Here is a 24,702-nt window from a genome sequence, read left to right on the forward strand (position 1 = left end):
TTGGTCGCACCCCGCGGGCAGGCCTAGCGCACGGGGCCCTGCGGCTTGATCAGGCCTTCCTCGATACGGTCATTGCCCTGGTCGGGCGCCGCTGGCGTGCCGCCCATGCTGCCCGAAGGCGCGGTCATGCGCGGCTGATAGGGCGGCAGGCTGTCGGCCCCGTCGCGATACAGCAGCGACTGTCCCTTGTGGAACAGGTGCAGCGCCTGCGGGTCGGCGGTCAGGCGCACGCGCCGCCCCTTGAGGTCGGGGTGAATGCCCGGCAGCTTGGCGGTGATGGGCGCGGTCTCGGCCCCGGTCCCGAAATAGAGCAGCGTGACCTCGCCCAGAGCCTCGGTCAGGTCGACCACATCCTCAAAGACCGGGGTGCCCTCGGTCTCGCGCATGTCCTCGGGGCGGACGCCCAGATTGACGGCCATGCCCTCGTCGCCGGCACGGGTCGGGATGGCCACCTCGGCCTCCAGACCGCCGTCCAGCGCCACGACGGTCGTGGCGCCGACCGACTTGATGCGGCCGGGCAGCAGGTTCATCGCCGGGCTGCCGATGAACTGCGCCACGAATTCGTTGACGGGCCGCTGATACAGCTCCAGCGGGGCGCCGACCTGGGCGATGCCGCCGCCCGCCAGCACCACGATGCGGTCGGCCAGGGTCATCGCCTCGGTCTGGTCATGGGTGACATAGATCATCGTGCGGTCGGGCATCGACGCCTTGAGCTGCGCGATCTCGATCCGGGTGGCGACGCGCAAAGCGGCGTCCAGGTTCGACAGCGGTTCGTCGAACAGATAGACCTGCGGGTCGCGCACGATGGCGCGCCCGATGGCCACGCGCTGGCGCTGGCCGCCCGACAGGGCCTTGGGCAGGCGGTCCAGATAGGGCGTCAGCTGCAGCATCTTGCCCGCGCGGTCAGTTGCGGCCTTGATCTGGTCCTTGCTCTGGCCCGCGATCTTCAGCGCAAAGGCCATGTTGTCGCGCACCGTCATATGCGGGTACAGCGCATAGGACTGGAACACCATCGCGATGCCGCGCTGGCTGGGCGGGATGTCGTTGACCACCTGGCCCGCGATCTGCAATTCGCCGGCGGTGATCTGCTCCAACCCCGCGATCATCCGCAGCAGCGTCGATTTCCCGCAGCCCGAAGGGCCGACGAAGACGATGAACTCGCCCGAGCGGATGTCCAGGTTGATGTCGCGCAGCACCTGGACATCGCCATAGGCCTTGGCGACGTCCCTCAGTTTCAACTCGGCCATTGCGGTGTTCTCCCCCTACCCTTCGATGATCTGGACCTGCCACGGCATCAGCCCGCCCGTCTCGTCATCGGACAGGTTCGCGCGGATCAGCAGGGTCTGCTTGTCGTCACGGCGGCGGAAGGACAGCACCGGTCCCTCGGCCTTGATTTCGGTCATGTTGCCACAGCGCAGCGCGCTGTGCTTGCGGCGCAGGCCCACGGCCCATCGGTAATGGTGCAGCATGGACTGGGCGTCGGCCTCCTGGCTGACGACGGTGCGCTGCAGATGCGTATGCGGCACGGGCAGCCAGGGCTGGCTGGTCGAGAACCCGCCATTCACGCCCATGTCCCAGACCATCGGCGTCCGGCAGCCGTCGCGGCCCTTGAATTCGGGCCAGAATTCGATGCCGTAAGGATCGCGCAGATCCTCAAAGCGCAGCTCGGCCTCGGGCAGGCCCAGCTCCTCTCCCTGATAGAGGCACACCGACCCGCGCAGGCACAAAAGCACGGTGGCATAGGCCTTGGCCGCCTGGTCCGACAGGTTCCAGCGCGTCGAATGGCGCACCACGTCATGGTTCGACATGGCCCAGCAGGGCCAGGCATTGGGCGCGATCTCGTGCAGCTTGTCGAACACCTCGACCACGCGCGCGGCGGGCAGGTCGTCGCCGGACAGAAAGTCGAAGACATAGGACATCTGCACCCGGCCCGGCACGCCGGTATATTCCTCCAACAGCTCCAGCGCGCGCTCGCTGTCGCCGATCTCTCCGACGACGGCGGCGCCATAGGGGACCAGCGCCTGGTTGAAGCGTTCCAGAAAGGCAAGGTTCTCGGGCTGGGACTTGCTGAACCGGTGGCTCTGGTGGTTGTAGGGGTTCACGGCGGGCGCCGTGTCGGACTTGCGCAGTTCGGGCGCCAAAGGCGGGTTGTCGCGCAGCTGGGCGTCGTGGAAATAGAAGTTGATCGTGTCCAGGCGGAATCCGTCCACGCCCCTGTCCAGCCAGAACCGCGCCATCTCGATCAGGGCGTCCTGGACGGCGGGGTTGTGAAAGTTCAGGTCCGGCTGCGACGACAGGAAGTTGTGCAGGTAATACTGTTCGCGCCGGGCATCCCACTGCCAGGCGCTGCCGCCAAAGATCGACAGCCAGTTGTTGGGCGGCGTGCCGTCGGGGCGCGGGTCCGACCAGACATACCAGTCCGATTTCGGGTTGTCGCGGTTCGCGCGGCTTTCCTTGAACCAGGGGTGCTGGTCCGAGGTATGCGACATCACCAGGTCGATCATGACCTTCAGCCCCAGCTCATGCGCGCTTTGCACCAGCCAGTCGAAATCCTCCATCGTGCCGAAGATCGGGTCGATGCCGGTGTAATCGCTGACGTCGTAGCCGAAATCCTTCATCGGCGAGGTGAAGAACGGAGAGACCCAGACCGCATCCACGCCCAAGGACGCGACATAGGGCAGGCGTTGGGCGATGCCGCCCAGATCGCCCGTGCCGCTGCCGGTCGTGTCCTGAAAGCTGCGCGGGTAGATCTGATAGATGATCCCGCCCTTCCACCAATCCGTCGTCTGTTCAGTCAAGATCATCCACCTTTCACGGACCCGGCCAGCAATCCGCGGACCAGGTATTTCTGCATGGCAAAGAAGACCAGCAGCGGCACCGCTATCGAGATAAAGGCGGAGGTTGCAAGGATCTCCCATTCACCTCCGCGCGATCCCATCAGCTCGCGCAGCAGGCCGGTCATGACCAGCTGTTCGCGCGTATTGCCCAGAAACACGGTGGCCACCAGCAGGTCGTTCCAGACCCACAGGAACTGGAAGATCGCAAAGCTGGCCAGCGCCGGGAAGGACAGCGGCAGGATGATCCGGCGAAAGATCTGGAATTCGGTCGCGCCGTCGACGCGCGCACTCTCGATGACCTCGCGCGGCAGGCCGACCATGTAGTTGCGCAGCAGATAGACCGCCAATGGCAGCCCGAACCCGGTATGGGCCAGCCAGATGCCCAGGTATCCCTTGCCGATGCCCAGCTCGTTATGCAGCCGCAGCAGCGGGATCAGCGCCACCTGCAGCGGCACGACCAAGAGGCCCACCACGCAGGCGGTCAACAATGCGCGGCCGGGAAACTGCATCCAGGCAAGCGCATAGGCGGCGAAGGCCGCGATCAGGATCGGGATCACGGTCGCGGGGATGGTCACCGTCATGGTGTTCATGAAGGCCCGCCCCAGGCCGCCCGCGGTCAGCACGCGGTTGTAGTTTTCGGTGGTGAAGCTGGGCGGGCTCACGGTGGTGGTGAAAATCCGCTCTCCGCGCGTGATCTCGAAGGGCTGGGCCGAGGTCAGGCGATAGGCGCCGTCCTCGGCCACGGTCAGGCTGATGCCGTCCCCCAGATCGGCGGTGTCGCCCGGCTGATATTCCGCCGGGTTGCGCGCGCCGGTGCCCCAAGCCTTCAGCGCCTGTGTGCCTTGGACCGCGCTGCCCTCGATCACGTAAAGCCCGTCCTGCTGGATCTGGTCGCCCGCCACGCCCGAGCGCACGAAGCCCGTCTGCTCGGACCCCGAGAACGACTGCCACCACCCCGAGGTCGAGATCTGGTCGCGGTCGCGGAACGACGACACGAACAGCCCCAGGGTCGGGATCGTCCACAACAGCACCAGCAGAAAGGCAGAAATGTTGACCGCCCATGCCAGCGACGATTTCTGTCCGGCCATCCCCTCCATCAGCGGACCTCCTTGCGGGCGTTGTAGATGTTCCAGACCATGATCGGGGTGACCAGGATCATCAGGACGATGGCGATGGCCGATCCGCGCCCGTAATCAGGCGTGCCGCGGAACATCCAGTCATACATCAGGTTGGCCAGCACCTGCGTGCCCCATTGCCCGTTGGTCATGACAAAGACGATGTCGAACACCTTCAGCACGACGATGGTGATGGTGGTCCAGACGACCGCGATGGTGCCCATGATCTGCGGCACCTTGATCTTGAAGAACACCTGCAGCGGCGATGCGCCGTCCAGGATCGCGGCCTCGATCGTCTCCTCGGGGATGCCGCGCAGGGCGGCGGACAGGATGACCATCGCAAACCCGGTCTGGATCCAGACCAGCACGATCATCAGCAGAAGGTTGTTCCACACCGGCAGGGTCAGCCAGATCTGCGGTTCTCCGCCCAACTGGGTCACGATCCAGTTCAGAAGGCCGATCTGGGTTTCGCCAGAGGCCCGGTATTCATAGATGAATTTCCAGATGACGCCCGCGCCGACAAAGCTGATGGCCATGGGCATGAAGATCAGCGACTTGCCGATATTGCCCCATTTCAGCCGGTCGGTCAGCTGCGCCGCGATCAGGCCGAACACCGTGGACAAGGCCGGGACGACCAGCAGCCACATCATGTTGTTGACCATCGATTCGCGGAACTTGGCGTCGTTCACCAGCCAGACATAATTGTCCGCGCCCACGAAGCGCGTGCCGTTCGCGTTGAACAGCGACCGCCAGAAGCTGTCCAGCACCGGATAGACCAGGTAGGTTCCCAGAAACAGGATCGCCGGGCCCAGAAACAGCCAGGGCCGGATCTGGTTCGCGCGGCGGATGTTGTCGCCCGCCTTGCCGCCGCGCGGCGGAAAGATCCGGTCCAGCAGCCAGTTCGACCCCCAGAACCAGGCCACGCAGCCGAACACGCCGATCGCGATCGTGCTGACCGCCAACCACAGCAATTCCATCCCTGATCTCCTCCCCCTGAAGAATGGGCGCGGCAGCCGGGGCCGCCGCGCCGGTCGGTCGTCAGTTCAGCGACGCCCAGGTCGCCTGGATGCGATCGGCCACGTCCTGCGCCGAGGCGCCGCCGACGAAATCGATCATCCCGGTCCAGAAGGCACCCGCGCCGATGGCGCCGGGCATCAGGTCCGACCCGTCAAAGCGGAACACCGTGGCATCCAGCAGGATCTCTCCCATGCGGCGGACAGTCGGGTCGTCATAGGCCTCGACATTGGCGCCCGTATAGGGGGTCACAAAGCCCTGCTGCGCCATCCAGATCTCGTGCGCGGCGGGGGTTTTCAGGAATTCGACAAAGGCCATGGCGGCGGGGTTGTCGGACAGCACCGCGAACATGGTGCCGCCGCCCAGCACGGGCTGGCCCAGATCACCCGATGCGGGGGCGGGCATGTAGAAGAAGTCGGCATCCTCGCCCACGACCGTGCCTTCCGGGAAGAAGGTCGTGATGAAGCTGGCCTGACGGTGCAGGTAGCAGGCGGGCGGGCTGGCGAACAGGCCTGCGGGGCTTTCGCGGAAATCGGTCGCGCTGACCGAACCCACGCCGCCCGCGACGAAATCGGGGTTCTTGGCAAACCAGCCGAATTCCTCGATCGCGGCCACGACCTTGGGGTCGTTGAAGGGCATGCCGTTCGTGGTCCAGGCGTCGTAATCCTCGGGCGTGGCGGTGCGCAGCATCAGGTCCTCGACCCAGTCGGTCGCGGGCCAGCCGGTAGCGCCGCCCGATCCCAGGCCGATGCACCAGGGCGTCTCGCCGTCGGCGGCGATCTGCTCCGTCAGCGCCTTGAGGTCCTCATAGGTCTCGGGCACGGCATAGCCTGCATCCTCGAGGTTCTCGGGGACGTACCAGACCAGCGACTTGACGTCCGCCTTGTACGGGAAGGCGAACAGCTCTTCGGTCCCGTCCTGGCCCGCATAGGTGCCAAGCGCGGCCCAGCTTTCGCCGGCGGCGTAATTCTCGACCAGCCAGTCGGCGGTCTCCTGGCCCAAGGGCCGCAGGAACCCGCGCGCCGCCAGGTCGGAGGCCAGGCCCGGCTGCGGGAACACCGCCATGTCGGGGGGCGATCCGGCCTCGCTGTCGATGACGATCTGCTGCTCGAAGCTGTCCGATCCGGAATAGTTCGCCCGCGCGCCGGTCACCTCGTTGAAATAGGCGATGACCGACTGGAACAGCTCCTGGTCGCCGCCCAGCCAGGGGCCCAGCATGTCAAAGCTCTGGCCCTCCAGGTCGGGATGGGCGGCCGCGAATTCCTCCAGGCTGGCCCAGTTGATGCGGTCGTCGCTGCCCGGTTCGATCACCAGCTGCGCCTGCGCCATGCCCGCGCTCAGCGCGATGATGGCGGCGGTCGTATAGAATACGGTTTTCAAGTCGTCCTCCCTGAACGTCTCCGGGCCCTCGTCGCCCGGTTGTTAACGCGAACATTTGCCAGTTCTGGCGAATCTGTCAAACGCTTCTCATTCCCACTCCAGTTCCTTGTAGGCGGCGGTCGCGTTGCGCGCCACGGTCTCGGGGTAGGAATTCCATGAATTCTGCAAGGGCTGCAGGGCATTGGCAATGACTGGCACGGCGGCCGACAGGGCCAGCCCGTCGCCGATCGCCTGTCTTGTGCGGTCTGCAAGCGCTTTCAAAAACGTCTGCTGGGGGGCCGCGGCGGGTGCCCATGATTCGCTGACCGGGCCATGACCGGGCACGATCAACCTTGCCCCGGCGGCAGGGTCGCTGTCCATCCAGGCCAGCCAGCCGCGCAGCGACCCGTCCACCACCGGCGTCAGGTCGCGAAACAGCAGGTCGCCCGTGAACAGCGTGCCGGTCGCCTCGTCCAGGACCGTCAGGTCGCTGTCGGTATGCGCCGGGGGCCAGGCGCGCAGCTGCAGCCGCCGGTCGCCCAGATCGATCGTGGCGCGGTCCTGAACCAGGCTGTCGGGCATCACCACCTGCGTGCCGATCCATTCGGCGGGGGGATACAGCCGCGCGATCAGGTCCAGATAGCTGTCCGCCCGCATCTGCAGCGCCTGCGGCAGCGCGTGATGGGCGGTGACGGTGGCGCCCGCCTCGACCATGACCTGCGCGCCCAGCACGTGATCGGGGTGCATGTGGGTCAGGATCAGATGCGTGACGGGCCGGTCGGTCAGCCGCCGGATGGCGACATGCAGGGCCTGCCCCTCGGCCCGCGAGACGCCCGCGTCGATCACCGCGACGCCGTCGCGGCCGACGATCACGCCCAGATTGGCAATGCGGCCGTCGGGGGTCTCCTCCATCTGCTGGCTGGTGCCGAAATGGACGTGGATGCCGGGCGCGATCTCCTGCAGGGCGGCGGCGGGCAGATCGGCATTCGCGCGGCACGCGATCGCGCCGCCCACCAGATCGGGCCGGTCCTCCAGCCAGTCCGCCGCCAGCCGGTCGGCGCCCGCGCGGCACGCCTGCTGGGTCGGCGAATCACCACGGGGCAGCAGGATCGTGCCGCACTGATCGGGCGACAGGGCCAGACAGACGCCCAGAATTACGTGAAACATCGGGTCAGAGGCCCTTTTTTATCGTCATGATCACGAAATGGTCACATGGCTACGACCTTTGTCGTGTTGATTCATCCTGCCCCCATACTAGATTTGAATCCAGTCGCCTTCTGTAGCGGCATCATCGGCATGTAGGAGGAGCACAACATGGCCTGGACCAAACCGACCCTGATCGAGATTGCTTGCGGCATGGAAATCAACATGTACGCACCCGCCGAGGACGAGCCCGTCCTGTTCTGAGCCTGACCTGTCAGGCAGAATTGCGGCCCCGTCCGATTCGTTCGGTCGGGGCCTCATCATAAGGCGGAACCCGATGCGGATCATCATCCTGGGGGCGGCAGCCGGCGGCGGCCTGCCGCAATGGAACTGCGGCTGCGGCAATTGCGATGCGGCCCGCGCAGGGCGTATTCCGTCGCTGACGCAAAGCTCGGTCGCGGTCAGCGCCGATGGGCGGGACTGGGCGATCCTGAATGCCTCGCCCGATATCCGCGCGCAGCTGGCGGCGACGCCCGCGCTGCATCCGACGGGCCCGCGCGACATGCCACTCCGGTCCGTGCTGGTGACGAATGGCGATATCGACCATGTCGCGGGGCTGCTGACCCTGCGCGAAAGCCAACCCTTCGATCTGTTCGCGACGCAGACTATTCACGATGCGCTGGCCGCGAACCCGATGATGGCGGCGGTGAACCCCGATTTCGTGCCGCGCCGGGTCGTGGTGCTGGACCAGACCATTCCGCTGACCCCCGGCCTGACCGCGACCCTGTTCGCGGTGCCGGGCAAGGTGCCCCTGTATCAGGAAGGCGCGGTGGTCGAGACCGGCCTGGTCGGAGAGACCACCGTGGGGGTGGAACTGCGCAGTGCGGACCGGCGCGCCTTCTACATCCCCGGCTGCGCGGACATGCCCGATTGGCTGCGCGACCGGATCGCGGGGGCCGATGCGCTGTTCTTTGACGGCACCCTGTGGGATGATGACGAGATGATCCGCATGGGCCTGGGCCGCAAGACCGGCCGTCGCATGGGCCACATGGCGGTGACCGACACGATCCCCGCGCTGGCCGGGGTGAGCTTGGGCCAGCGCATCCTGGTGCATATGAACAACTCGAACCCGCTCTGCGACCCCTCCAGCCCCCAGGTGGCCCAGGCCACTGCCCAGGGTTGGCAGGTCGCCCGCGACGGAATGGAGATCACGCTGTGAAGGACATCCAGGCGCCCCCTCAATCGCGTGAGGATTTCGAGGCGCGGCTGCGCGCCATCGGGGCCGCGCGCTATCACGACCGACACCCGTTCCACGCCCGCCTGCATGGCGGCGACTGCACCCCGGATGAGGTGCGGGCCTGGGTCATCAACCGCTGGATGTATCAGTCGCGCATCCCGATGAAGGACGCCGCCTTCATGAGCCGCGTCGAGGACCCCGACCTGCGCCGCGCCTGGCGCAAGCGGATCGAGGATCACGACGGCGGCGCGACCGAGGGCGGCGGCATCCGCCGCTGGCTGGCCCTGGCGCAGGCCGTGGGGCTGGACCCCGACTATGTCGCATCGGGCGTGGGCATCATGCCCGCGACGCGGTTCGCGGTGGACGCCTATGTCCGCTTTGTGCGCGACATGCCGTTGCTGGACGCGGTCGCCGCCAGCCTGACCGAGCTGTTCGCGCCCCGCATCCACGCCCAGCGGATCGAGGGGCTGTTGCAGCACTATGATTTCGCCGATGACAGCAGCCTGTCCTATTTCAGGAAACGCCTGACCGAGGCGCCCGAGGACGTCAAGTTCGGCTTGGACTATGTGCTGACCCATGCCGACACGCTGGAAAAGCAGGACGCCGCCGCCGCCGCCCTGACCTTCAAGACCGACGTGCTGTGGGCGCAGCTGGACGCGCTGTGGAACGGCTATGTCGAGGGGCGCACGCCCCCCGGCGCCTGGCAACCCGGAGAGGGGATGGCGCGATGAGCACCCTGATCCAGGCGCATGACATCCCCTATCTGCCCCGTGGCGTGCGCCTGCAAGGCGACCGGGTGCGCGGCATCCGCGTGCTGCAGGCCCCCGAACGCGCCCTGCAGCTGGACCAGATCGGAGAAGCGATCCTGTCCGAACTGGACGGCGCGCGCAGCCTGGATCAGATCGTCCGGGACCTGGCCGCGCGCTATAACGCGCCGGTCGATCAGATCGCGGGCGATGTGCGCGATTTCCTGACCGGGCTGATCGAACGCCGCATGGTGTTCCTGAAGGATGCCGCATGAAGGATCAGCAAGCCCAGCCCCGCGATCTGGACGGCAACCCCGTCACCCCCGGCCTGCCCATGGCGATGCTGGCCGAGGTCACGCATCGCTGTCCGCTGGCCTGCCCTTACTGTTCCAACCCGGTCGATCTGGTCCGCGCGTCCAAGGAGATCAGCGCCAATGACTGGGGCCGCGTGTTCCGGCAGGCCGCCGATCTGGGCGTGCTGCAGGTCCATATCTCGGGCGGGGAACCCGGCGCGCGCAAGGATCTGGCGCAGATCGTGGGCCATGCGCGCGACGCGGGCCTGTATGTGAACCTGATCACCTCGGGCATCGGCATCACCCGCGACCGCCTGATCGAGCTGGACCGCGCGGGCGTGGACCATGTTCAGCTGTCGCTTCAGGGCATCCGGCCCGACATGGCCGACCGCATCAGCGGCCATCCGGGGTCCTGGGACAAGAAGATGGCCTTCAGCGATTGGGTCACCGAGATCGGCTTTCCGCTGACCATCAACGCGGTCGTCCATCGCCAGAACATGGAGCGCCTGCCCGACATGATCGACCTGGCCGAACGCCTCGGCGCGCGGCGGATCGAGGTGGCCACCGTACAGTTCCACGGATGGGCCGACCGCAACCGCGGCGCGCTGATGCCCACGCGCGAACAGGCGGAATTCGCGCGCCAGGTGGTGAATGCCGGGCGCATCCGGCTGCGCGGTCGGATGGTCATCGACTATGTCCCCGCAGATCACCACGCGGTCTATCCCAAGGCCTGCATGGGGGGCTGGGGTTCGACCGGGCTGAATGTCGGCCCGGACGGCACCGTCCTGCCCTGCCACGCCGCCCAGACCATCGACTGGATGCGGTTCGAGAACGTGCAGGAGCGGTCCCTGTCCGAGATCTGGCACCTGTCCGACAGCTTCAACGCGTTTCGCGGGACCGCCTGGATGCCCGAACCCTGCCGTGGCTGCGAGCGCAAGACCGTCGATTTCGGCGGCTGCCGCTGTCAGGCCATGGCGCTGGCGGGCGACGCGCGGGCGACCGATCCGGTCTGTTCGAAATCTCCGCTGCATGCCGGGGTCGTGGCACGGGCCGAGGAGGATGCGGCCGCCACCACCACCGACTTCGTCTATCGGAGGATGTCCAAGGGAGGATGAGGCAATGAGACTGTGGCTGACCCTGACGGCGGCCCTGCTGGCCGGGCCCGCGCTGGCGCAGGACAACGCGCTGCAACCTTCGCCCACGTGGGAGGACCTGCGCGGCGCGGTGCTGGACCTGGACACCGACCCGCCGCTGGACGCGGCCGCGCTGGACCTGGAGGCACCGACCCGCGCCCATGACGCGGCCATCGTGCCCATCCGCCTGACGCAGGCGCCCGACGCGCTCGCCATCGGCGCCCTGACTCTGGTCATCGACGAGAATCCCGCCCCCGTCGCCGCCGAATACACCTTTGGCGATGCGCTGATGCCGCTGGATTTCGAGGTCCGCGTCCGCGTCGACAGCTATTCCGACGTGCGCGCCATCGGCACCCGCGATGACGGGGCGCAGGTGATGGCCGGGCGGTTCGTCAAGGCGGCAGGGGGATGTTCGGCCCCGGCGGGCAAGGATATGGCCTCGGTCCGCGAAACGATGGGTCAGATGCGCTGGCGCAGCGCCAGCGAGGAGGGCCAGACCATCGGCACGCTGATGATCCGCCACCCGAACTTTTCAGGTCTGCAGCGCGACCAGTTGACCCTGCTGAGCATTCCCGCGCATTTCATCGACCGCCTGGATGTCCGCCAGGGCGAGGATCTGCTGTTCACGATGGAGGCCGGAATCTCGATCAGCGAGGACCCGGTCTTTCGCTTTCGGTACAATCCCAATGGCCAGCCGATCCATGTCCGGGTCGAGGACACCAACGGCAACCAATGGGCCGAGACCTTTGCGGCGGATGTGGCGGGCGTTAACAAAAGCTGAGCGGCCCATCCGACTTTCGTCGCATGAACAGTCTTGCTTTATGTGCAGTCCTCTTTACACTTGAATTCTGGCCGCGCCTTGGAGGAGGAGCGTGCCGCCGGACATTCAGGGAGGAATGCCATGACAGCAGCCGCCATGCAGGCGCGTCCTGTGTCGTCTCCGCGACCCACCGCAGATCAGGTCAAGGAGATCCTGATCGTCGATGACCACCCGTTGATGTGCGATGCCCTGGCCCTGACGCTCAAGATCAGCTTTGGCCTCAAGAACGTGCGCACCGCCCGCAGCCTGGCCGCCGCGGTCGAGCAGATCCGCGTGCAGGGCGCCCCCGATGCGGTGATCCTGGACCTGAACCTGCCCGACGCCCGCGGGTCAGAGGGCATCGTGACCCTGCGCCGGCAACTGCCGGGCGTGCCGATCACGATGATCTCGGCCGATCTGGAGGGGGCGATGATCTCGACCGCGATGGCGGCCGGGGCACAGGGCTATATCAGCAAGTCCCTGTCCCGCGAGGCGCTGGTCGACAGCCTGCGCCGCATGTGGGAGGGAGAGCATGTCACCCCCGAGGGATATTGCTCGGGCGATGACAACGCAGAAGGCGATGCCAAGGCCGAACTGGCGCGGCGGTTCTCGTCGCTGACGCCGCAGCAGATGAAGATCCTGCGGCTGATCTGCAAGGGCAAGGCCAACAAGGAGATCAGCTACGAGCTGTCCATCGCCGAGGCCACGGTCAAGACCCACATCACCGCGATCATGTCCAAGATCAACGCCCGCAGGCGGACCCAGGCGGTGTTGCTGGCCAATTCGATCCGGCTGTTCGAGGCCGGTTGATGAACACCGACCCGGCTGCGAGGGAGGGCGCATCCGGGCCGGTCGCTGTGCAGGCCGACCGCGGCGGGACCGATCTGGTCCCGACCTTGCTGGACGGCCTGCGCGGCACCAATCCCGCGCTGGTGCTGCTGTTCGGGGCCACCGGCGACGCCCTGGGCGCGCTGCATGCGGGGCTGAGCCCGCATCTGCCGCAGGATTGCGTGATCGCGGGCTGCTCCTCGGCCGGTGAGATCGGGCCTGCGGGCTATGCCAGCGACAGCGTGGTGGCCATCGGCTTTCCGGCGCGCCATTTCCGGGCGGCGGCGCTGGTACTGCCCGATCTGGCGGCGCTGCCGGTGTCGGACTGGATGGCGCGGCTGCGCAGGCTGATGCGCGATTTCGCCCCCGACCCCGCGCGCCAGCTGTTCGGCCTGCTGCTGACCGACGGGCTGGCCGGACAGGAGGACGCGCTGGTCGCCACGCTGGACGCGGCGCTGCCTTCGGTGCCAGTGCTGGGCGGATCGGCCGGGGATGGGCTGGATTTCCGCCAGACCTCGCTGCTGGCGCAGGGGGTGGTGCAGTCGGGCGTCGCGGTCTTTCTGCTGGTGCAGACCGACCTGACCATCCACGAGGTCACCTTTGCCCATTTCAGCCCCACGCCCACCCGCGCCGTCGTGACCGCCGCCATTCCCGAACGCCGCCGCATCCTGGAGCTGAACGCCGAACCCGCCGCCCAGGAATATGCCCGCCTGACCGGCCTGCGCCGCGACGACCTGACGCCCACGGAATTCGCGCGTCATCCCCTGCTGCTGCGCATGGGCGGGCGCCATCACGTGCGCGCCATCAGCGCGGCCACCGATGATGAGGGGCTGTCGCTGCTGTCCTCGATCGACATCGGCACGGTGCTGACCCTGGGCCGGTCCGAGGATCTGATCCAGGGCTTTTCCGACATGCTGGACGCCCTGCCCGCGCGCCCGCTGATGGTGCTGGCCTTTGACTGCATCCTGCGCCGCCTTGCGCTGGAGCGTGCGGGGCTGACCGGGCGCATGTCGGACCTGTATCGCCACCACCGCGTCGCGGGGTTCAACACCTATGGCGAACAGCACAGCGGCATGCATGTGAACCAGACCTTTGTCGGCCTGGCCTTCCTGGAGCCGCCCGATGCTGCGTGACGACGACCCGCCCGCCCGGCAGATCGAAAAGCTGACCCGCATCAACGCCGTCCTGATCGACCGGATCGACCGGCTGGAAGAGTCGCGCGGCTCTGCCTGGTCGATGTTCCAGGGCGCCGTCGCGCTGGAACAGGAGGTCCTGGCCCGCACCCGCGATCTGGAACGCGCCATGGACGACCTGTCCCAAAGGAACCGCGAACTGGCCGTCGCCCGCGCCCTGGCCGAGGAGGCGAACCGTTCGAAAACGCGGTTCCTGCGCGCGGCCAGCCACGATCTGCTGCAGCCGCTGTCTGCGGCGCGGCTGTTCCTGTCGGCGCTGACCGACACCGCCATGGACCCGCACCAGACAGAGCTGACCGACAGGCTGGGCAGCGCCTTCGAATCCGTGGAACAGCTGATGCATGCGGTTCTGGACATCTCGCGGCTGGACAGCCAGCGGATCGAGTTCAACCGCCAGCCGGTGCCCCTGGATGATCTGTTCCGCCGCCTGGCCGCCGAATTCGCGCCGATGGCCCAGGCCAAGGGGCTGCGGCTGCGGTTCATGCCGACCACCGCGGTGGTGGACAGCGACCCGATCTTTCTGCGTCGCATCGCGCAGAACCTGGTCTCGAACGCGATCAAGTACACGCAGCGGGGCGGGGTCGCGGTGGGCGCGCGGCGCAAGGGGGCGCTGTGCTGGCTGTCGGTGCATGACACCGGGATGGGTATCCCGGCGGTGGACCGCAACCGCGTCTTTGACGAATTCCAGCGCCTGACCCATGACGGAGGGGCGCCCGGCATGGGGCTGGGCCTGTCCATCGTGCGCCGCGCCTGTGCCAAGCTGGGCCACCCGATCAGCCTGACCTCAGAGCCGATGCGCGGCACCGTGTTCCGCGTCGGCCTGCCACTGGTCGGGGCGCTGCCAGAACCCGCGCGGGGGGCGGATGCCCCCCTGCCCGTGCTGCGCGGCCGCGTGGCCCTGGTGATCGAGAACGACCCCGAGATGCGGCGCGGCTATCAGATGATCCTGGCCGACCGCCTGGGGATGGTCCCGCGCATCGCCGGCGGCACCGCCGAGGCGCTGGCCACGATGGGAGAGGAGCCCCCCGACGTCATCCTGGCCGATTACCACCTGGAGAACGGCGATACCGGCTTTGCCGCGGTCGAGGCGTTGCGCGCGGCCGCCGACCGTCCGGTGCCCGCGGTGATGATCACCGCCCATCGCGACCCGGCCATCGCGCGGCGCTGTGCGGCCATGGGCATCCACCTGCTGGAGAAACCCGTCCGCCCGCCCGAGCTGGCCGAGATCCTGGGCCGCCTGCTGGCCTAAGACCAAGGGGGGATGCGCGGCCCTGCGGGGCTTGCGCGCGCGCCCTGCCCCGCCCATCATGTGTCCACGTTTGGGAGGACGACCATGAAGACCCGCGCCATCGCACTTGCCCTGTTGCTGGGGCTTGCGCCCCTGTCCGTCGCCGCCGCCGAGGCGGGGGATGCGGTCTTTGCCGAACGCGGCCCCTGGGATCTGGGCGACCGGGCGCTGGAATGGCGCATGACCGTCGAAGGCCCCGCCGCCGAGGGCTTTCGCCCGACCGATGACGGGTCGCTGACCCTGTCGCAGGCCATCGACCCGAACGATCAGCAGCCGATCCTGCAGATGACCCAGAAGGCCGGTCCCATCGACCGCACGATCGGTCCGTTCCCGATTTCCTCGGGCGACCCGGTGCTGACCTTCTTTCTGGAGCAGACCACCCGCGACATGGCCGCGCTGACCGGCGGCAGCCCGCATTACATCCGCAACCGCATGAAGGAGGCGCTGTTCCGCGGCGGAGAGATCGCCACCACCGATGACGGCGTGACGGCGCGATTTCAGCCCTTTGCGGCCGATGCCAATGCCGCGCGGATGAACGGGTTCCAGTCGCTGACGCTGACCTTCGTGATGGCCCAGCCCGATCAGCCGATCCGCGAATTGCGCGCCGAAACCGACGCCGCCCCCGGCTATCGCAACCGGCTGGTGCTGCAATGATCCGCATGGCCGCCCTGGGGGTCGGGCTGGTGCTGGCCAGCCCCGTCCTGGGGCAGGCGGTGAACGATTATCCGACCAATGCGCGCGTCGAATACACATTCGCCTGCATGGCCACCAACGGCCAGACCCGAGAGATGATGGACCGCTGTTCCTGCGCCATCGACCGCATCGCCGAGGTGCTGCCCTATGCCGATTATGTCGGTGCGGAAACCATCCTGCGGATGCGCCAGACCACGGGCGAACGCTCGGGCATGTTCCGCGGCATGGCGACGATGACCGAGACCGTGGCCACCCTGCGCCGCGCCGAGGCCGAGGCCGAGATCATCTGTTTCTGACCGCCGCCCCTATAGCGACAGGCCGATCCCCGCGCCCGCCGCCAACGCCAGCACCGCGACCAGCCACAAAGGCACCGGATGGCGCGCCTGGATCAGGGTCAGCCGCGCCTCTTCGGGGTGGGCGCGCTCCCACAGGGCCTGCTCGATCATGCGCGGCAGCAGCGGGCCATAGCGGCCCACGGTCTGCGCGATATGGGCCAGGTCGCTGATCGCGGCCTTGGGACCGACGCTGGCCTTGATGTAATCCGACACGACCGGCTTGGCCGCGTCCCAGATGTTCAGCTGCGGGTCCAGCGACCGGGCCACGCCCTCGACCACGACCATGGTGCGCTGCAGCAGGATCAGCTCGGTCCGGGTCGGCATGCCGAAACGCTCGGTCACCTCGAACAGATAAGACAGCAGGTTGCCCATGCTGATGCGGCTGGCATCGGCGCCAAAGATCGGCTCTCCGACGGCGCGCAGGGCGCGGGCGAAGGCGGCCTCGTCGCGGTCGCGGGGGACGTATCCGGCCTCGAAATGCACGCGGGCCACCAGGCGGTAATCGCGCTGGATGAAGCCGTACAGGATCTGGGCATAGACGCGGCGGGTGTATTCGTCGATCTCGCCCATGATGCCGAAATCATAGGCGATGACATTGCCGTTCGCCGCGACCTTGAGGTTGCCGTGATGCATGTCGGCGTGAAAGAACCCGTCGCGCAGCGCATGCGACAGGAACAGCTGGATCACCCGGCGCGCCAGTTCGGTCGTGTCGTGACCCGCCGCGATCAGCGCGTCGCGGTCGCCCATCGGCAGACCCTCGGCCCAATCGGCGGTCAGAACGCGGCGCGACGACAGCTCCCACACGGGCATCGGGATCTGGAACCCCGGATCGCCGGCGGTGTTCTCGCCGAATTCGGATGCGGCGGCGGCCTCCAGGCGCAGGTCCTGTTCGCCCATCACGGTTTTCTCGAAATGGCTGACCACGTCGCGGGGGCGCAGGCGGCGCGTGCCGGGCGACAGGAATTCGATCAGCCGGGCGCCGAAATGAAAGGCGTCGATGTCGCGCTTGAAGGCCGCACCGATGCCGGGGCGGACGACCTTGACCGCGACCTCGCGGCCCGTCTCGCGCACGCGGGCCCGATGGACCTGCGCGATCGAGGCGGCGGCGACGGGTTCGGAGAATTCGCTGAACAGCTGATCGACCGGGGCGCGCAGCTCATCCTCGATGGCCTTCTTGGCGATGGCGGTCGGAAAGGGCGGCAGGCGGTCCTGCAGCATGCGCAGCTGCATCGCCATTTCAGGGCCGACCACATCGGCGCGCGTCGACAGGATCTGGCCGAACTTGATATAGGCGGGCCCCAGCGCGGTGATCGCCCGCGTGATCGGCGGCAGGGTCGGATCGCCCTTGTAGCCCAGCCAGCGGAACGGCCAGCCCAGCACCCGCGCCGCCAGCCGGATGCGCATGGGCGCGTCGACGGCGTTCAGCACGGCCTCCATCGCGCCGGTGCGCTCGAAGGTGGCGCCTGTGCGGATCAGGCGCAAGATGTTGTGGGGGCCGCGCATGATCCTACAGCTTCCAGCCGGAATGCAGGGCGGCGATGCCCATGGACAGGTTGCGCCACTGGACCCGGCCAAAGCCCGCATCGCGGATCAGACCGGCAAAGGCGTCCTGATCGGGAAACTTGCGGATCGATTCGACCAGATACTGATAGCTGTCGCGATCGCCCGTCACCGCCTGGCCCATCGCCGGGATCACGTTGAAGCTGTAGCGGTCATAGGCCCATTGCATGGCGGGCACCGGGATCTGGCTGAACTCCAGCACCATCAGGCGGCCGCCGGGCTTCAGCACGCGATAGGCCTCGGCCAGCGCATCGGGGATGCGTGTCACGTTGCGGATGCCGAAGCTGATCGTGTAGCGGTCAAAGCTGTTGTCAGAAAAGGGCAGCGCCATCGCATCGCCCGTGACCCAGGCCAGGCGGTCGGCCTTGTCCACCGCATCGGCGCGCTTGCGCCCCTCGATCAGCATGGATTCGGTCATGTCGCAGACGGTGACGCGCGCGTCCGGCGCGCGGTCCAGGAACCGGAACGCCACGTCGCCCGTGCCCCCCGCCACGTCCAGCAGGTGCTGACCCGCGCGCGGCGCCAGCCAGTCCATCATCGCGGTCTTCCAGACGCGGTGGATGCCCACGCTCATCAGGTCGTTCATGACGTCATACTTGGACGCGACGCTGGAGAAGACCTCGTGGACCATCCCGGCCTTGCGATCCTCGTCCACGGTCTGAAAGCCGAAATGGGTCTGCCTGTTATCCGTCATCACGCTTGCCGTTTATCCTGTCCATTGCCAGATAGGTCCGGCACGCCGCGCGCACAATGCGACGAAAGGAACCCGATTGCCAGAACTGCCGGAAGTCGAGACCGTCCGCCGCGGCCTGCTGCCCCATCTGGAGGGCGCCCGCATCGCCCGCGCCCAGGTGAACCGCCCCGACCTGCGCTGGCCCATGCCCGTCGATCTGGTGCAGGTGCTGACCGGCGCGCGCGTCACCGCGCTGCGGCGGCGGTCGAAATACCTGCTGGCCGATCTGGACCGGGGCGGCACCGTGCTGTGGCATCTGGGCATGTCGGGCCGCATGCTGGTCGAGGGCGCGGGCCTGGCGGGGTTCCACCGCGACCCCGGCATCCATGCGCGCCACGATCACGTGGTGCTGACCACGGAGGCGGGGACCACCATCACCTTCAACGACGCGCGCCGCTTCGGCATGGTCGACCTGATCCGCGAGGGTGCGGCCCATCCGCTGCTGGACCATCTGGGGCCGGAGCCCTTTGATGCCATCTTCACCCCCGCCTATCTGGGCGCGGCCTTTGCCGGGCGGCGCGTGCCGGTGAAACAGGCGCTGCTGGATCAGCGCATCGTGGCGGGACTGGGCAACATCTATGTGAGCGAATCGCTGTGGCGGGCGGGGATCGACCCGCGCCGGGCGGCGGGGCGCATCGGGCCTGCGCGCATCGCGGCGCTGGTCGGCCATATCCGCGATGTGCTGACCGATGCCATCGCCGCCGGGGGGTCGTCCCTGCGCGACCACCGCCAGGCCAGCGGAGAGCTGGGCTATTTCCAGCACAGCTTCCGCGCCTATGACCGCGCGGGCCAGCCCTGCCTGCGGGATGGCTGCGGGGGCACGCTGACGCGGATCGTGCAATCGGGGCGGTCGTCGTTCTACTGTCCTGCCTGCCAACGGTGAACGATTGGACGACCGCGCGGCCCTCTGATAGGACGGGGACCACGCAATCTGCCAACGAGGTCCAAGCCTATGGCTTACGAAACCATCATCGTGGAGATCGAGGACGAGGTCGCCCTGATCCGGCTGAACCGCCCCGAGGCGCTGAACGCGCTGAACGCCACGCTTCTGGACGAGCTGTCGGCCGCCCTGTCTGACGCCGACCGCAACGACAAGGTCCGCTGCATCGTTCTGACCGGCAGCGAAAAGGCCTTTGCCGCCGGGGCCGACATCAAGGAAATGTCGACGAAATCCTATGTCGACGTCTATGACGAGGATCTGTTCGGCGCCCAGATCGAGGCGATCAGCCGGGTTCGCAAGCCGATCATCGCCGCCGTCAGCGGCTATGCCCTGGGCGGCGGCTGCGAGCTGGCCATGGTCTGCGATTTCATCATCTGCGCCGAGAACGCGAAATTCGGCCAGCCCGAGATCAACCTGGGCGTCGTCGCGGGCATCGGCGGCACGCAGCGCCTGACCCGATTCGTCGGCAAGTCCAAGGCGATGGACATGAACCTGACCGGCCGCTTCATGGATGCCGCCGAGGCCGAACGCTCGGGCCTGGTCAGCCGCGTGGTCCCCACGCCCAAGCTGATCCCCGAGGCGATGGCCGCCGCCCGCAAGATCGCCGAGAAGTCCCAGATCGCCACCAAGACCGTCAAGGAGGCCGTGAACCGCGCCTATGAGACGACCCTGCGCGAGGGGCTGCTGTTCGAACGCCGCGCCTTCCACGCGCTGTTCGCGACCGAGGACCAGAAGGAGGGCATGGCCGCCTTTCTGGAAAAGCGCGAGGCGCAGTTCCGCGACCGCTGAAAAGGGTTTCCTTTTCCCCGGGTCGGGGCTATACGCCCCGACTTACATGCGTGTGGGCCCGCTTTGGCAAGAATCATGTCCGTCCTGACCGGGGACGGCGCCATGGGGCTTTTGCACGTTCGAAATTAAGACATGCAACCGACCCGATAGGAAGACACCCATGGCCAACACGCCCCAGTCCAAGAAACGCGCCCGCCAGATCGAACGTCGCACCGACGTCAACAAGGCCCGCCGGTCGCGCATCCGCACCTTCATCCGCAAGGTCGAAGAGGCCATCGCCTCGGGCAATGCCGAAGCGGCGCAGCTGGCGCTGAAGACGGCCCAGCCCGAACTGATGCGCGGCGTGACCAAGGGCGTCGTGCACAAGAACACCGCATCGCGCAAGGTGTCGCGCCTGGCAGCCCGCGTGAAGGCGCTGTCGGCCAACTGATCCACAGGCCCTGCGGGGCCGGATCTCCCCCTGTCACCGCCCTTCGGGGCGCTGCAAGACCAGACCGGGTGCAGGCGAAAGCCTTGCGCCCGTTTTGCGTTGCGCATGCAGGGCATTTTTCGAAAACCGTTAAAATTCAATGGTTTCGTAAAATTGTTAATCGAGTCAAAGGCCTCGCAGATTCGATCAGGCCAAGTTGCTGTCAAGCGCATAGTTCGGTTGCAGCTATCCACAAGCTGGGGCTAGGTTCCCCTAAGCGATTCACGTCGCTTGGGGACGGGCCGGCCCTGTGGACAGATCTGTTGATCGTTCCAGGACCAAGGCCGGGCCGCGAAGAACATCTCTTCTGCCCTCGGGTTCATGACATCCGGCTGCCACCGGGTGTCCGGGAACCTGTGTCCATGGCCGATTGCGGGCGGATGCCCCTGTTTCACCCGCTTGCGGGTGCAGGGCATCCTGTTGTCATGCGGCCCCTTGCGACGTGATCTCTGTCCCGCCGGATTGCCCGGCGGGGATTGGGGACAGGCACGGGAAACGGAATGATGATGGACAGGATCTGGGGTCAGGCATGCGCCGAGCTGGAGCAGAGCGTGGGGCCGAACAATTACAACCACTGGATCAAGCCGCTTCGCCTGACCGCCATCGACGACGGCGCGGCGCGCTTCGTCAGCCCGACGCGCTTCATCTCGGATTGGGTGGGGCGTCATTTCGCCAAAGACATCATGGCCGTGCTGACCCGCAACGGCACCCCGGTCGAGCGTCTGCGCTTTGACGTGGGCGCCGCCGCGCGCCCCGCAGCCCAGGCAGCAGCCCCCGCGGGCCAGACCCCCGAGGCGCCCACAACCCGCGCGCCGCGCGCCGATCTGGGCGCGCCGCTGGACAATCGCTTCACCTTTGGCAACTTCATCGTCGGCAAGCCGAACGAGCTGGCCCATGCCGCCGCCCGCCGCGTGGCCGAAGGCGGGCCCGTGGGCTTCAACCCGCTGTTCCTCTATGGCGGCGTGGGCCTGGGCAAGACGCACCTGATGCATGCGATCGCGCATGACTATCAGGCGCGCCATCCGTCGGCGCAGGTGCTGTATCTGTCTGCGGAACAGTTCATGTACCGCTTCGTGCAGGCGCTGCGCGAAAGCTCGATAATGGATTTCAAGAGCATGTTCCGCAACGTGAACATGCTGATGGTCGACGACGTGCAGTTCATCGCCGGCAAGGACAGCACCCAGGAGGAGTTCTTTCACACCTTCAACGCGCTGGTCGATCAGGGCAAGCAGATCGTCATTTCCGCCGACCGCGCCCCCGCCGAGATCAAGGGCCTTGAGGAACGCATAAAGTCGCGCCTGTCCTGCGGGCTGATCGTGGACCTGCACCCGACCACTTATGAACTGCGCCTTGGCATCCTGCAGTCCAAGACCCAGAGCTTTCGCGCTCAGCAGCCCGACCTTGAGATCGGCGCGGGCGTGCTGGAATTCCTGGCCCATCGCATCACCACCAACGTCCGCGTGCTGGAAGGCGCGCTGCAGCGTCTGTTCGCGCATGCCAGCCTGTTGCGCCGCGAGATCACGCTGGAGGTGGCGCAGGAATGCCTGGCCGACATCCTGCGCACCAATGACCGCAAGATCAACATCGACGACATCCAGCGCAAGGTCGCGGAACATTACAACATCCGCCTGGCCGACATGATGGGCCCGAAACGCGCCCGAAACGTCGCCCGGCCCCGCCAGATCGCCATGTATCTGTCGAAACAGCTGACAAGCCGGTCCCTGCCCGAGATCGGGCGTCGCTTCGGCGGGCGCGACCACACCACGATCATGCACGGCGTGCGCAAGATCGAGGAGCTGCTGGTCGAGGACAGCACCATGGTCGAGGACATCGCCGTGCTGAAGCGGATGCTGGAAGCCTGATCCACGAAAATCTTGTGACTGCCCGCGCGGGCGGCTATGCATCAGGTCCGGCAAGGGCCACAGAGCCATGGGACAGGGGAAACTGATGAAATTCTCGATCGAGCGCGCCGTTCTGGTCAAGGCCGTATCGCAGGCCCAATCGGTCGTGGAACGCCGCAACACCATCCCGATCCTGGCCAACGTGCTGATCGAGGCCACCCCCGAGGGCGTCAGCTTTCGCGCGACCGACCTGGATACCGAGGTCGTGGACCGCGCCATAGCCCAGGTCGAGCGTCCCGGCGCCACCACCGTCAGCGCCGTGATGCTGAACGAGATCGCGCGCAAGCTGCCCGACGGGGCGCTGGTGCAGTTGTCCCATGACGAGGCCTCGGGACGGCTGTCAGTGCAGGCGGGACGGTCGTCCTTCAGCCTGGCGACCCTGCCCCGCGACGATTTCCCGGTCCTGGCCAACACCGAATACAGCGCGAACTTCAAGGCCCCCGCCAGCCTGCTGCGCCGCCTGTTCGACAAGTCGAAATTCGCGATCTCGACCGAGGAGACGCGATACTATCTGAACGGCGTCTATATGCATGTGGCCCAGTCCGAGGACGGACCCGTCCTGCGCTGCGTGGCGACCGATGGCCACCGCCTGGCACGCATCGACGCGCCCCTGCCGGTCCATGCCGACAACATGCCGGGCGTGATCGTGCCCCGCAAGACCGTGGGCGAACTGCGCAAGCTGCTGGACGATGACGAGGCCGAGATCGCCGTGTCCGTCAGCGAGACCAAGATCCGCTTTGCCACGCCGACGATCACCCTGACCTCCAAGGTCATCGACGGGACCTTCCCGGATTACAGCCGCGTCATCCCGCAGGGCAACACCCGCAAGCTGGAGGTGGATGCCGCCGATTTCGCCCGCGCCGTCGACCGCGTGGCCACCGTCAGCAGCGAACGCAGTCGCGCGGTCAAGCTGTCGCTGGACGCGGACCGGCTGGTCCTGTCGGTCAACGCCCCCGACGCGGGCGCCGCCGAAGAGGAGCTGATCGTCGCCTATGCCGACGAGCCGCTGGAGATCGGCTTCAACGCGAAATACCTGCAGGAGATCGCGTCCCAGGTCGACCGCGACAATGCGGTGTTCCTGTTCAACGGTTCGGGCGACGCGGCCCTGATCCGCGAGGGCAGCGATCTCAGCGCGGTCTATGTCGTCATGCCGATGCGCGTGTGACGCTGACGGCGCTGCGGCTGGCGCAGTTCCGGTCCTGGCCCCGGCTGGACCTGGAGCTGGATGCCCGTCCGCTGGCGATCTTCGGGCCGAACGGGTCCGGCAAGACCAACATCCTCGAGGCCGTGTCGATGCTGGCCCCCGGGCGCGGCCTGCGCGCGGTGGCGGCGCCCGAACAGGCGCGGCTTGGCCTTGACGCGGGCTGGCGCATCCGCGCGGTGCTGGGCGATCACGCGGTGGAGACCGTGGCGCCCCCGGGCCAGCCCCGCCATGTCATCCTGGACGACAAGCCGGTGACCCAGACCACGCTGGCGCGGCTGGTGCGGGTGATCTGGCTGGTGCCCGCGATGGACCGGCTGTGGTCGGACGCCCCCGAGGGGCGGCGGCGGTTCCTGGACCGCGTGACCCTGTCGCTGATGCCCGATCACGCCGATCTGGCGCTGGCCTACGACAAGGCGATGCGCGAACGCAACCGCCTGCTCAAGGATCAGATCACCGATCCCGGCTGGTATCGCGCGCTGGAGGCGCAGATGGCCGAGGCGGGCGCCGCCCTGACCCGCAACCGCCAGGCCGCGCTGTCCGCGATCATGGCCGCGCAGGATGGCGGCACCGACTTCCCCGCCGCCCGCCTGACCCTGCTGCCGCAGGACGGGTTCGCCGATGATGCCGACCCCACCAGCATCGCCGCGCGGCTGGCCGCCATGCGGCCCCGCGACATGGCCGCCGGGCGGACGCTGACCGGCGCCCATCGCGCCGATCTGGGCGCCAGTTGGGGCCCGCAGGACATGCCCGCCGGACTTTCCTCGACCGGAGAGCAGAAGGCGCTGCTGTTGTCGCTGATTTTGGCCAATGCGCGGGCGCTGTCGGATCAGCCGGTCCTGCTGCTGCTGGACGAGGTCGCGGCCCATCTGGACGCGGACCGGCGCGCGGCGCTGTATGACCGCATCGGCGCGCTGCCCGCGCAGAGCCTGCTGACCGGCACCGGGCCGGAGCTGTTCGACGCCTTCGGCCCCCGCGCGCGCCGCCTGACCGTGACCAAGACCGACGGGGCCTCGACCGCCCGCCCGGCCGAACCGGGCTGAGCCGCGGCCCATCGCTGTGCGCTGAACCGCGCGGGGCAGAAAACCCGCCGACA

25 protein-coding genes are annotated in these 24,702 nt (G+C 67.4%); 17 read left to right on the forward strand and 8 right to left on the reverse strand.

Features of this window, described 5'->3' with window-relative positions; translation table 11 throughout:
• Positions 1-23: 23 nt before the first annotated feature.
• The 6 genes from FA740_RS01095 to FA740_RS01120 all read right to left on the reverse strand — a co-directional run bounded on the left by FA740_RS01095 (position 24) and on the right by FA740_RS01120 (position 7,492).
• Positions 24-1,247 (reverse strand): ABC transporter ATP-binding protein, encoded by a 1,224-nt coding sequence (locus FA740_RS01095; RefSeq protein ID WP_136854933.1) that lies wholly within the window; start codon positions 1,245-1,247, stop codon positions 24-26.
• Positions 1,248-1,262: 15 nt separating this feature from the next.
• Positions 1,263-2,804: an alpha-amylase family glycosyl hydrolase gene (locus FA740_RS01100; protein ID WP_136854934.1), complete on the reverse strand. Its 1,542-nt coding sequence runs from the start codon at positions 2,802-2,804 to the stop codon at positions 1,263-1,265.
• The gene (locus FA740_RS01105; RefSeq protein WP_136854935.1) at positions 2,801-3,934 is read right to left on the reverse strand and encodes a carbohydrate ABC transporter permease; all 1,134 of its coding nucleotides are present in this window, start codon (positions 3,932-3,934) and stop codon (positions 2,801-2,803) included. The genes FA740_RS01100 and FA740_RS01105 overlap by 4 nt, the downstream gene beginning before the upstream one ends.
• Positions 3,934-4,929, reverse strand: a complete 996-nt coding sequence (locus FA740_RS01110; RefSeq protein WP_136854936.1) for a carbohydrate ABC transporter permease — start codon at positions 4,927-4,929, stop codon at positions 3,934-3,936. The genes FA740_RS01105 and FA740_RS01110 overlap by 1 nt, the downstream gene beginning before the upstream one ends.
• A gap of 61 nt (positions 4,930-4,990) precedes the next feature.
• A complete protein-coding gene (locus FA740_RS01115) occupies positions 4,991-6,295 on the reverse strand; it encodes an ABC transporter substrate-binding protein (protein WP_136855032.1) in 1,305 nt (434 codons plus the stop codon).
• Positions 6,296-6,433: 138 nt separating this feature from the next.
• The gene (locus FA740_RS01120) at positions 6,434-7,492 is read right to left on the reverse strand and encodes a quinoprotein relay system zinc metallohydrolase 2 (protein WP_136854937.1); all 1,059 of its coding nucleotides are present in this window, start codon (positions 7,490-7,492) and stop codon (positions 6,434-6,436) included.
• A gap of 147 nt (positions 7,493-7,639) precedes the next feature.
• Between FA740_RS01120 and pqqA the strand changes: the two genes are divergently transcribed.
• From pqqA to FA740_RS01175, 11 genes are all read left to right on the forward strand, one after another.
• A complete protein-coding gene (pqqA, locus tag FA740_RS01125) occupies positions 7,640-7,732 on the forward strand; it encodes a pyrroloquinoline quinone precursor peptide PqqA (protein WP_136854938.1) in 93 nt (30 codons plus the stop codon).
• 73 nt (positions 7,733-7,805) lie between these two features.
• Positions 7,806-8,687: a pyrroloquinoline quinone biosynthesis protein PqqB gene (gene pqqB / locus FA740_RS01130; protein WP_136854939.1), complete on the forward strand. Its 882-nt coding sequence runs from the start codon at positions 7,806-7,808 to the stop codon at positions 8,685-8,687.
• The gene (gene pqqC, locus FA740_RS01135) at positions 8,684-9,436 is read left to right on the forward strand and encodes a pyrroloquinoline-quinone synthase PqqC (RefSeq protein WP_246053381.1); all 753 of its coding nucleotides are present in this window, start codon (positions 8,684-8,686) and stop codon (positions 9,434-9,436) included. Before pqqB ends, pqqC begins: the two co-directional genes overlap by 4 nt.
• On the forward strand, positions 9,433-9,726 hold the full coding sequence (pqqD, locus tag FA740_RS01140) for a pyrroloquinoline quinone biosynthesis peptide chaperone PqqD (protein WP_136854940.1): 294 nt from the start codon (positions 9,433-9,435) through the stop codon (positions 9,724-9,726). The genes pqqC and pqqD overlap by 4 nt, the downstream gene beginning before the upstream one ends.
• Positions 9,723-10,859 (forward strand): pyrroloquinoline quinone biosynthesis protein PqqE, encoded by a 1,137-nt coding sequence (pqqE, locus tag FA740_RS01145; protein ID WP_136854941.1) that lies wholly within the window; start codon positions 9,723-9,725, stop codon positions 10,857-10,859. The genes pqqD and pqqE overlap by 4 nt, the downstream gene beginning before the upstream one ends.
• Positions 10,860-10,863: 4 nt before the next feature.
• The gene (locus tag FA740_RS01150) at positions 10,864-11,658 is read left to right on the forward strand and encodes a quinoprotein dehydrogenase-associated SoxYZ-like carrier (protein WP_136854942.1); all 795 of its coding nucleotides are present in this window, start codon (positions 10,864-10,866) and stop codon (positions 11,656-11,658) included.
• A 120-nt stretch (positions 11,659-11,778) separates the two neighbouring features.
• Positions 11,779-12,486 carry a response regulator transcription factor gene (locus FA740_RS01155; RefSeq protein WP_136854943.1) on the forward strand — a complete coding sequence of 236 codons (708 nt, stop codon included), beginning with the start codon at positions 11,779-11,781 and terminating at the stop codon, positions 12,484-12,486.
• Positions 12,486-13,637 carry an FIST N-terminal domain-containing protein gene (locus tag FA740_RS01160; protein ID WP_136854944.1) on the forward strand — a complete coding sequence of 384 codons (1,152 nt, stop codon included), beginning with the start codon at positions 12,486-12,488 and terminating at the stop codon, positions 13,635-13,637. Before FA740_RS01155 ends, FA740_RS01160 begins: the two co-directional genes overlap by 1 nt.
• Entirely contained in the window at positions 13,627-14,946 is a 1,320-nt protein-coding gene (locus FA740_RS01165; protein WP_136854945.1) for an ATP-binding response regulator, read from the forward strand. Before FA740_RS01160 ends, FA740_RS01165 begins: the two co-directional genes overlap by 11 nt.
• Before the next feature lie 84 nt (positions 14,947-15,030).
• Complete coding sequence (locus tag FA740_RS01170; protein WP_136854946.1) at positions 15,031-15,639, forward strand: hypothetical protein; 609 nt, start codon at positions 15,031-15,033, stop codon at positions 15,637-15,639.
• Positions 15,636-15,974, forward strand: a complete 339-nt coding sequence (locus FA740_RS01175) for a hypothetical protein (protein WP_136854947.1) — start codon at positions 15,636-15,638, stop codon at positions 15,972-15,974. The genes FA740_RS01170 and FA740_RS01175 overlap by 4 nt, the downstream gene beginning before the upstream one ends.
• 9 nt (positions 15,975-15,983) lie before the next feature.
• Here the strand turns inward: FA740_RS01175 and ubiB are convergent, their stop codons facing one another.
• Both ubiB and ubiE read right to left on the reverse strand, forming a co-directional pair.
• A complete protein-coding gene (gene ubiB, locus FA740_RS01180) occupies positions 15,984-17,516 on the reverse strand; it encodes a 2-polyprenylphenol 6-hydroxylase (protein WP_136854948.1) in 1,533 nt (510 codons plus the stop codon).
• A gap of 4 nt (positions 17,517-17,520) precedes the next feature.
• Positions 17,521-18,267, reverse strand: a complete 747-nt coding sequence (ubiE, locus tag FA740_RS01185; RefSeq protein WP_136854949.1) for a bifunctional demethylmenaquinone methyltransferase/2-methoxy-6-polyprenyl-1,4-benzoquinol methylase UbiE — start codon at positions 18,265-18,267, stop codon at positions 17,521-17,523.
• A 76-nt stretch (positions 18,268-18,343) separates the two neighbouring features.
• On the opposite strand from ubiE, the gene mutM reads away from it, so the two are divergent.
• The 6 genes from mutM to recF all read left to right on the forward strand — a co-directional run bounded on the left by mutM (position 18,344) and on the right by recF (position 24,649).
• The gene (gene mutM, locus FA740_RS01190; protein WP_136854950.1) at positions 18,344-19,189 is read left to right on the forward strand and encodes a bifunctional DNA-formamidopyrimidine glycosylase/DNA-(apurinic or apyrimidinic site) lyase; all 846 of its coding nucleotides are present in this window, start codon (positions 18,344-18,346) and stop codon (positions 19,187-19,189) included.
• Positions 19,190-19,258: 69 nt separating this feature from the next.
• A complete protein-coding gene (locus tag FA740_RS01195; RefSeq protein ID WP_136854951.1) occupies positions 19,259-20,035 on the forward strand; it encodes an enoyl-CoA hydratase in 777 nt (258 codons plus the stop codon).
• A gap of 160 nt (positions 20,036-20,195) precedes the next feature.
• Complete coding sequence (gene rpsT / locus FA740_RS01200) at positions 20,196-20,465, forward strand: 30S ribosomal protein S20 (RefSeq protein ID WP_136854952.1); 270 nt, start codon at positions 20,196-20,198, stop codon at positions 20,463-20,465.
• A gap of 542 nt (positions 20,466-21,007) precedes the next feature.
• A complete protein-coding gene (dnaA, locus tag FA740_RS01205) occupies positions 21,008-22,366 on the forward strand; it encodes a chromosomal replication initiator protein DnaA (protein ID WP_169306188.1) in 1,359 nt (452 codons plus the stop codon).
• Positions 22,367-22,451: 85 nt separating this feature from the next.
• The gene (gene dnaN / locus FA740_RS01210; RefSeq protein ID WP_136854954.1) at positions 22,452-23,570 is read left to right on the forward strand and encodes a DNA polymerase III subunit beta; all 1,119 of its coding nucleotides are present in this window, start codon (positions 22,452-22,454) and stop codon (positions 23,568-23,570) included.
• Positions 23,567-24,649, forward strand: coding sequence for a DNA replication/repair protein RecF (gene recF, locus FA740_RS01215; protein WP_136854955.1), 1,083 nt, complete (start codon positions 23,567-23,569; stop codon positions 24,647-24,649). The genes dnaN and recF overlap by 4 nt, the downstream gene beginning before the upstream one ends.
• Positions 24,650-24,702 lie beyond the last annotated feature (53 nt).

It is taken from the genome of Paracoccus hibiscisoli, assembly GCF_005048265.1.
GTDB lineage: Bacteria > Pseudomonadota > Alphaproteobacteria > Rhodobacterales > Rhodobacteraceae > Paracoccus > Paracoccus hibiscisoli.